The organism is Xanthobacter sp. BG11Y11_SDJG (assembly GCF_057364445.1).
Map to the genome: position 1 here is coordinate 1 of NZ_JBNFNU010000148.1, position 9,455 is coordinate 9,455.

Annotated in this window: 3 protein-coding genes and 2 pseudogenes; 4 read left to right on the forward strand and 1 reads right to left on the reverse strand. The window is 69.2% G+C overall.

Annotated features, from left to right (window positions below; genetic code table 11):
• Positions 1-308: 308 nt before the first annotated feature.
• The 4 genes and pseudogenes from tkt (at position 309) to AC2W7M_RS13375 (ending at position 5,739) form a co-directional block, all read left to right on the forward strand.
• A pseudogene (tkt, locus tag AC2W7M_RS13360) lies at positions 309-2,296 on the forward strand (transketolase).
• Between the two features lie 106 nt (positions 2,297-2,402).
• Positions 2,403-3,409 (forward strand): annotated as a pseudogene (gene gap / locus AC2W7M_RS13365) (type I glyceraldehyde-3-phosphate dehydrogenase).
• 23 nt (positions 3,410-3,432) lie between these two features.
• Positions 3,433-4,623: a phosphoglycerate kinase gene (locus AC2W7M_RS13370; RefSeq protein ID WP_486132767.1), complete on the forward strand. Its 1,191-nt coding sequence runs from the start codon at positions 3,433-3,435 to the stop codon at positions 4,621-4,623.
• A gap of 93 nt (positions 4,624-4,716) precedes the next feature.
• Complete coding sequence (locus AC2W7M_RS13375) at positions 4,717-5,739, forward strand: class I fructose-bisphosphate aldolase (protein WP_486132768.1); 1,023 nt, start codon at positions 4,717-4,719, stop codon at positions 5,737-5,739.
• 92 nt (positions 5,740-5,831) lie between these two features.
• Here the strand turns inward: AC2W7M_RS13375 and AC2W7M_RS13380 are convergent, their stop codons facing one another.
• Positions 5,832-9,212, reverse strand: a complete 3,381-nt coding sequence (locus AC2W7M_RS13380; protein WP_486132769.1) for a transglutaminase family protein — start codon at positions 9,210-9,212, stop codon at positions 5,832-5,834.
• Positions 9,213-9,455 lie beyond the last annotated feature (243 nt).

Below are 9,455 nucleotides of genomic sequence, written 5' to 3' on the forward strand. Positions count from 1 at the left end.
GGCAGGCCGGGGCGGGCGCGACGATGCGGCGCGGCCGCGCGCCGGCTGCACTGCCTTGACGGCGCGGCATCCTGTGGGTTTGACACCCGGCGGAGCGCTGATATCTAGAGCACGCGCCGACCGGCCTGCACCCCAGGCCGGACGGGAAGTCCGTTCTCGTTCCGAGAGTGAGAGGGCGTTTTCCGAGCGAATTCAGCGGATTTGCCGGGATCGCGCCCAGCTTCGCCACAAAGGTCGGGGCCGGCCGGTCCGTCCCGGCGCTCCGCGTCACGAGGCGCGCCCGTCCGGGCGCGGGAGACAAGAAGAACATGTCGAGCCGCCACAGCCATGACCGCATGGCCAACGCCATCCGGTTCCTGTCCATGGACGCGGTGGAGGCTGCCAATAGCGGTCATCCCGGCCTGCCCATGGGCGCGGCGGACATCGCCACCGTGCTGTTCACCAAGGTGCTGAAGATCGATCCGTCCGCCCCGCACTGGCCGGACCGCGACCGCTTCGTGCTCTCGGCCGGCCACGGCTCCATGCTGCTTTATTCGGTCCTGCACTTGATGGGCTTTCCCAAGGTGACCATGGACGAGATCAAGCGCTTCCGGCAGCTCGGCTCGCTCACCCCCGGACATCCCGAGAATTTCGTCACCGAGGGCATCGAGACCACCACCGGCCCGCTCGGCCAGGGCATCGCCACCGCGGTCGGCATGGCCATGGCGGAGAAGGCGCTCCGGGCGCGCTACGGGGCCGAGGTGGTGGATCACCACACCTATGTGCTGTGCTCCGACGGTGACCTCATGGAGGGCGTCAGCCAGGAGGCGGCGGACCTCGCCGGCCACCTGAAGCTCTCCAAGCTGATCGTCCTGTGGGACGACAACCTGATTCCATCGACGGCGCCACCTCGCTGTCCGGCTCCACCGACCAGCTCGCCCGCTTCGCCGCCTCCGGCTGGGCCACCACCCGCGTGGACGGGCACGACCCGGACGCCATCCTCGCCGCCATCGAAGCTGCGAAGGAAGCCGGCAAGCCGAGCCTCATCGCCTGCCGCACCACCATCGGCTTCGGCGCCCCCAAGAAGGCGGGCTCGGAGAAGGCCCACGGCGCCCCGCTCGGTGCCGAGGAGATCGACGCCACCCGCGCCGCCCTCGGCTGGGAGGCCGCGCCGTTCGAGATCCCCGCTGACGTGCTTGACGCCTGGCGCACCGCCGGCGCCGCGGGCAAGGCGCACCGCACGGCATGGGAAGCGCGCCTCTCCGCCCTCCCCGCCGACCGGCGCGCCGAATTCGAGCGCACCCAGGCCGGCCGCCTGCCGGAAGGCCTCGACGGCGCCATCGCAGCCTTCAAGGCCAAAGCGGCGGCGGACAAGGCGGCGGTCGCGACCCGCAAGTCCTCCGAGATGGTGCTGGACGCCATCACCCCGGTGGTGCCGGAGATGCTGGGCGGCTCGGCCGACCTCACCGGCTCCAACAACACCAAGGCGAAGGGCGCCAAGGCGATCACGCCGGACGACTTCTCCGGCTCGTTCGTCCACTGGGGCGTGCGCGAGCACGGCATGTCGGCGGCCATGAACGGCATCGCCCTCCACAAGGGCCTGATCCCGTTCTCCGGCGGCTTCCTCGTCTTCTCCGACTACTGCCGCCCGGCGATCCGCCTCGCCGCCCTCATGGGCGAGCGAGTGATCCATGTGCTGACCCACGATTCCATCGGCCTCGGCGAGGACGGCCCCACCCACCAGCCGGTGGAGCACCTCGCGGCGCTGCGCGCGATCCCGAACCTTCTGGTGATGCGGCCCGCCGACACGGTGGAGACGGCGGAGTGCTGGCAGATCGCCCTTGAGACCACCGACCGGCCGTCTGCGCTCATCCTGTCGCGCCAGAACCTGCCCGTGCTCGCGCCCGGCGGTGCGGAGAACCTGTCCAAGGGCGGCGCCTACGAGATCCTGCCGGCCAACGGCACGGCGCAGGTGTCGCTGTTCGCCACCGGCTCCGAGGTGTCCCTCGCCGCCGAGGCCAAGAAGATGCTGGAGGCGCAGGGGGTGCCCACCCGCGTTGTCTCCGTTCCCTCTTTCGAGCTGTTCCTCGAACGCCCGGCCGCCGAGCGCGCCGCGGTGATCGGGGATGCCCCGGCGAAGGTGGCCGTAGAAGCCGCCGTCCGCATGGGGTGGGCCGACCTGCTCGGCTCGGATTTCGCCTTCGTGGGAATGACCTCGTTCGGCGCCAGCGCGCCGGGAAAGGACCTTTTCAAGCATTTCGGCATTACGCCGGAGGCGGTCGTCGCCAAGGCGCTCGACCGGCTGAAGCAGAACTGAGATCGGCGCGCGGCGGAGCGCGACGGGCGCGCGGGGACGGAGGGGCCGTTACCTGCGCTGGGCACACAAGAGGGCCGGGCTTCAAGCCGGCCATGGAGGACTGGACATGAGCGTCAAGGTGGCCATCAACGGTTTCGGTCGCATCGGTCGCAACGTGCTGCGCGCGATCGTGGAATCGGGCCGCACCGACATCGAGGTGGTGGCGATCAACGACCTCGCCCCCGTGGAGACCAACGCCCACCTGCTGCGCTTCGACAGCGTGCACGGCCGCTTTCCGGCCGAGGTGAAGGTGGACGGCGATACCATCGATGTGGGCCGGGGCAAGATCAAGGTGACGGCGGTGCGCGATCCCGCGACTTTGCCGCACAAGGAGCTGGGCGTCGACATCGCGCTCGAATGCACCGGCATCTTCACCGCCAAGGACAAGGCCTCGGCGCACCTCACGGCCGGCGCCCGCCGCGTGCTGGTCTCCGCGCCCGCCGACGGCGCCGATCTCACGGTGGTCTACGGCGTGAACCACGACAAGCTCACCGCCGAGCACTTCGTGGTCTCCAACGCCTCGTGCACCACCAACTGCCTCGCGCCGGTGGCCAAGGTGCTCAACGATGCCATCGGCATCGACAAGGGCTTCATGACCACGGTGCACTCCTACACCAACGACAGCCCTCGCTGGACCAGGTGCACAAGGACCTCTACCGCGCCCGCGCCGCGGCGCTCTCCATGATCCCGACCTCCACCGGCGCCGCCAAGGCGGTGGGCCTGGTGCTGCCGGAGCTGAAGGGCAAGCTGGACGGCGTCTCGATCCGCGTGCCCACCCCCAACGTCTCGGTGATCGACCTCAAGTTCGTCGCCAAGCGCGCCACCACGGTGGACGAGGTGAACGCGGCCATCAAGGCGGCGGCGGACGGCCCGCTGAAGGGCGTGCTCGCTTACACGCTCCAGCCCAACGTCTCCATCGACTTCAACCACGATCCCCACTCCTCCACCTTCCACGTGGACCAGACCAAGGTCATGGACGGCACGCTGGTGCGGGTGATGAGCTGGTACGACAACGAGTGGGGCTTCTCGAACCGCATGGCCGACACGGCCGTGGCGCTCGGCAAGCTCGGCTGAACCCACGGGGAGGAGGCTTCATCATGATCGCCTACCGCACCCTCGACGACGCCGACCTCGCCAAGAAGCGGGTGCTGGTCCGCGTCGATCTCAACGTTCCCATGGAGAGCGGGCGCGTCACCGACGGCACCCGCATCCGCGCCATCCTGCCCACCATCCGCACCATCACGGAGCAGGGCGGCAAGGCGGTGCTGCTGTCCCATTTCGGCCGGCCCAAGGGCCGGGACGAGAGCCAGTCGCTGGCGCCGCTGGCGGATGCGCTCTCGGCCGAACTGGGCCGCACCGTCGCCTTCGCGCCCGACTGCATCGGCGCCGCGGCGATGGATGCGGTGGAGCGCCTCGCCTGCGGCGAGGTGATCGTGCTGGAGAACACCCGCTTCCATGCGGGCGAGGAGAAGAACGCGCCGGATTTCGTCGCGGCCCTGGCAAGCCTCGGCGACGTCTATGTGAACGACTCCTTCTCCACCGCGCACCGCTCGCACGCCTCCACCGAGGGCCTCGCGCACAAGCTGCCGGCGTTCGCCGGCCGCTCCATGCAGAGCGAGCTCGACGCGCTCACCAAGGCGCTCGAGGCGCCCGAGCGGCCGGTGCTCGCCGTGGTGGGCGGCGCCAAGGTCTCCACCAAGCTGGAGCTGCTGGGCAATCTGGTGGCGAAGGTGGACATCCTCGTCATCGGCGGCGGCATGGCCAACACCTTCCTGGCCGCCCAGGGCAAGAAGGTGGGCAAGTCGCTGTGCGAGCACGATCTCACCGGCACCGCCCGCGAGATCCTGGACAAGGCCAAGGCCGCGAACTGCGAGATCGTGCTGCCGGTGGACGCGGTGGTGGCCAAGGAGTTCAAGGCCAACGCCCCGCACCGCATGGTGAGCGTGGATGAGGTCGGCGACGACGAGATGATCCTCGACGCCGGCCCCCGGACCGCCGCGCTCGTGAGCGAGAAGCTCAAGGAGGCGAAGACGGTGGTGTGGAACGGCCCGTTCGGCGCGTTCGAGCTGACCCCGTTCGATGCCACCACCGTGGCGGTGGCGCGCGAGGTGGCGCGCCTCACCAAGGCCGGCAAGCTGCTTTCCGTTGCGGGCGGCGGCGACACGGTGGCCGCGCTCAACCATGCCGAGGCGGCGGAGGGCTTCTCCTACGTCTCCACGGCGGGCGGCGCGTTCCTGGAATGGCTGGAGGGCAAGGCGCTCCCCGGCGTCGAGGCGCTGAAGCGCTGACAAACATTGCACTGCGGCAACCCTGCCGCAGTGCCTTATACTGATCCCAGAACATCCCGCCGCGAGGGGCGGCTAAGGCAGGACGGACCGATCATGACCGCTGAGCTCGATACGATCGCACAGAAGATGGTGGCCGACGGCAAGGGCATCCTGGCGGCAGACGAAAGCTCCAGCACCATCAAGAAGCGCTTCGACGCCATCGGCGTGGACTCCACCGAGGACAACCGCCGCGACTATCGCGAGCTGCTGTTCCGCTCTTCGGAGGCGATGAAGAAGTACATTTCCGGCGTCATCCTGTTCGACGAGACCATCCGCCAGAAGGCCAAGGACGGCACGCCGCTGGTGACGCTGATCGCCGAGGCGGGCGCGATCCCCGGCATCAAGGTGGATGCGGGCGCCAAGCCCCTGCCCTTCTGCCCCGGCGAGACCATCACCGAGGGCCTCGACGGCCTCGCCGGCCGCCTGAAGGAGTACTACGACCTCGGCGCCCGCTTCGCGAAGTGGCGCGCGGTGATCGACATCGGCGCCGGCATCCCCTCCTACACGGCGATCCGCACCAATGCGCACGCGCTCGCCCGCTATGCGGCGCTGTGCCAGGAAGCCAAGATCGTGCCGATCGTCGAGCCGGAAGTGCTGATGGACGGCGATCACGACATCGACCGCTGCTACGAGGTCACCGAGTTCGTGCTCAAGGAGACCTTCCAGGAGCTGTACTATCAACGCATCCGCCTGGAAGGCATGGTGCTGAAGCCCAACATGGTGGTGCCGGGCAAGAAGAGCGCCAAGAAGGCCTCGGTCGAGGAAGTGGCAGAGAAGACCGTGCGCCTGCTCAAGAGCTGCGTGCCGTCGGTGGTGCCGGGCATCGCCTTCCTGTCCGGCGGCCAGTCGGACGAGGAGGCGACCGCCCATCTCGACGCCATGGTGAAGCTCGGCGGCCTGCCCTGGAAGCTCACCTATTCCTACGGCCGCGCCCTCCAGGCGGCGCCGCAGAAGGCGTGGTCCGGCAAGGCGGAGAACGTCGCCGCCGCCCAGGCCGCTTTCACCCACCGCGCCCGCATGAACTCGCTCGCCGCGCTCGGCCAGTGGTCGTCGGCGGAGGAGAAGAAGGCGGCGTGAGCAGCGGGGCGGCTGCGGCCGCCCTTCGAGCCTCCGATAAAAAGGGCGCCGGTGCAAGCCGGCGCCCTTTTCCTTGGGCCGTTCCCGCGCCCTCACACGCCGATGGGGCGGCGCAGATCGAGGGTGGTGGGGAACTCGTTCGGCGCCGTCTCCGCCGGCACGTGGGCCATGCCGGGGGTGTGGCCGTATTCCTGGAACCGAGCGAGGCGGCGCGCCTCCGCCTCGTAGGAATTCACCGGGAAGGTCTCGTAAGAGAGGCCGCCCGGATGGGAGACGTAATAGACGCAGCCGCCGCGCGAGCGCTGGCTCCAGGTGTCCACCACGTCGAACACCAGCGGCGCATGCACCGGGATGGTGGGATGCAGCGCCGACCAGGGCTGCCACGCTTTGTAGCGCACGCCGCCGACGAAGGTGCCGTTGCGGCCCGTGGGCGCCACCGGCACGCGCCGGCCGTTGCAGGTGAGCACGTGGCGCGAGGGGTTGAAGCCCTCCACCTTCACCTGCAGGCGCTCGACCGAGGAATCCACATAGCGCGCGGTGCCGCCGACCACGCCCTCCTCGCCCAGCACGTTCCAGCATTCGAGCGCCTGGCGCACCTCCACGTCCACGCCGCCGCGCTGCACCTGGCCGTAGAGCGGGAAGCGGAACTCGTACTGCGCCTTGAACCATTCGGGATCGAACACGTAGCCAGCGTCGCCGAGATCCTCCAGCACGTCGAGGAAGTCGGCCCAGACATAATGCGGCAGCATGAAGCGGTCGTTGAGGATGGTGCCCCAGCGGGTGCAGTCGCCGTGGATCGGCGCCTTCCACAGCCGCGCGATCAGCGCCCGGAGCAGCAATTGCTGGGCAAGGCTCATGCGCCAGTCCGGCGGCATCTCGAAGCAGCGGAACTCGATCAGGCCGAGGCGGCCGGTGGGGCCGTCGGGGGAATAGAACTTGTCGATGGAGATCTCGGTGCGGTGGGTGTTGCCGGTCACGTCCACCAGGATGTTGCGCAACAGCCGATCCACCAGCCAGGCCGGCGGCGGCAGCTCGCCGCCCGGCAGCGGGATCTTGGAGAGCGCGATCTCCAGCTCGTAGAGGCTGTCGTGGCGCGCCTCGTCGATGCGCGGATGCTGCGAGGTCGGGCCGATGAACAGCCCCGAGAACATGTAGGACAGGCTCGGGTGCCGCTGCCAGAACAGCAGCAGGCTCTTCAAGAGGTCGGGCCGGCGCAGGAACGGGCTGTCGGCCGGGGTGGCGCCGCCCACCACCACATGGTTGCCGCCGCCGGTGCCGGTGTGGCGCCCGTCCACCATGAACTTCTCGGTGCCGAGGCGGGCGAGGCGCGCCTCCTCGTAGAGCGCATGGGTGATCTCCACGCAGCCCTTCCAGGTGTTGGAGGGATGGACGTTCACCTCCAGCACGCCCGGATCGGGGGCGAGGCGGATCAGGTTGAGGCGATAGTCGAACGGCGGCGGATAGCCTTCCAGGTGGATCGGCATGTTCTGCTCGATCGCCACCTGCTCCACGGCGGCGATCAGGTCCAGATAGTCCTCCAGCCGCTCCACCGGCGGCAGGAACACGCACAGGCGGCCGCCGCGCGGCTCCACGCAGAGCGCGGTGCGGGTGTCGGCGGTGAAGATCTGGCGCTCGTTCTGGGCGATATACTGGCGCACCAGCTCCTGGGCCCGCTCGCCGACGCCGTAGGCCTCGGTGCGCGGCGCCACCTGGTAGCGCTCGCGCGCGTCCCCGGCGGGGGCGCCATCGCGGTAGCGGGCGGCAAGCTCGGCGGCCTCCGGCAGCGGGCCGCGCGGCTCGAACGTGTCCTCCTGGATCGTGAAGGGATACCGCGTGGCCGCGAGATACGGCATGGATTCCAGCGGCAGCCGGTAGCCGATGGGGCTCTCGCCGGGGATCAGGAACAGGAATTCGCGGCGGAAGGTCCATTCCTCCGACGCCCAGACGGGCGTGCCATCGGTCAGCCAGGAGCGCCGCAGCGGCAGCACCACGCCGGACGGATTGGCGAGGCCCTGGTTGAAGACGCGCGCCAGCAGGCGCCGATTGACCTCGTCGGCGATGCGCGGATCGCCGGGGGCGATGTTCTCGGGAAGGCTCTGCTCCTTCCACATGAAGTAGATGTTGTCCTCATAGGCCGGCTTCACGAACTGCGGTCCGACCTTGAGCTTCTCGGCGATGGCCTTGCCGAAGCGCTCGGCGTCCGCCGGGCCGACGCCGTAATCCTTAGTCTCGGAGGCGATCAGGTCCTCGCGCGACCACATGGGCTGGCCGTCCTTGCGCCAGAACAGGTCGAACGACCAGCGCGGCAGCGTCTCGCCGGGATACCACTTGCCCTGGCCGTAATGCAGCACGCCCTCGGTGGAGAAGCGCCGGCGCAGGCGGCGGATCAGGTCGTCGGCGCGCACCCGCTTCTGCGGGCCGAGCGCTTCCGTATTCCATTCCGGGCTCTCGTAGTCGTCGATGGAGACGAAGGTGGGCTCGCCGCCCATGGTGAGGCGCACGTCGCCGGCCGCCAGGTCCTTGTCCACCGTCTCGCCCAGCGCGTCGAGCGCGGTCCAGGTCTCGTCCGAGAAGGGCAGCGTCACCCGCGGGGCCTCGGCGACGCGGGTCACCTCCATCTCGAAGCCGAACTCCACCTCCGCCTTCTCCACCAGGCCGGTGATGGGCGCCGCGGAGCCGAAATGCGGGGTGGCGGCGAGCGGGATGTGGCCCTCGCCGCACAACAGGCCCGAGGTGGGGTCGAGGCCGATCCAGCCGGCGCCCGGCACATAGACCTCGCACCAGGCGTGCAGATCGGTGAAATCGACGGCGGTGCCCGAGGGACCGTCGAGCGCGGCAACGTCGGGCTTGAGCTGGATCAGGTAGCCGGAGACGAAGCGCGCCGCGAGGCCGAGATGGCGCAGCACCTGCACCAGAAGCCAGCCGGTGTCGCGGCACGAGCCGAGCTTCTTCTCCAGCGTCTCGTCGGGCGTCTGGACGCCCGGCTCCATGCGGATGACGTAGCCGATCTCCTTCTGGAGGCGCTGGTTGATCTCCACCAGGAAGTCGACGATGCGCTTCTTCTCGCGCGGCACCGAGGCGACGAAGGCGTCGAACCGCGCGCCCTCGGTTTCCAGCTCCAGATAGGGCGCCAGCTCCGCCTTCAGGCCGGGGGCATAGGCGAAGGGGAATTCGGCGGCATAGTCCTCGACGAAGAAGTCGAACGGATTGATGACGTCGAGCTTGGCGAGGAGGTCGACCTCCACCTTGAACTCGGTGGTCTTCTCGGGGAAGACCACCCGCGCCAGCCAATTGCCGAAGGGGTCCTGCTGCCAGTTGATGAAATGTTGGGCAGGCGTGATCTTCAGCGAATAAGACGGGATCGCCGTGCGGCTGTGGGGGGCCGGGCGCAGGCGGATGGTCTGCGGGCCGAGCGCGACCGGCTTGTCGTAGGTGTAGCCCGTGACGTGGTGCAGGCTCGCGAGGATGGACATCGAGGAAACACCTGATCCTGCGGGCCGCGACCTGGGCCCTGGTTAGAGCAGTCCGAAGTTAGACAAGCCACCAAGCGAGCGGAAGCGCGACTTTGCGGCGACACATGCTGCAAAGGCGGGCATGGCCGCAAGGGGACGCCCCAAGGGGGTGCCATGCCATTTCCGCGTGGATGAGCGCCCGGCGCTCCGCGGCACCGGGCGGGCCGACGGCCGCGCGCGGCGATGGGCGGAACCGGCGCCACG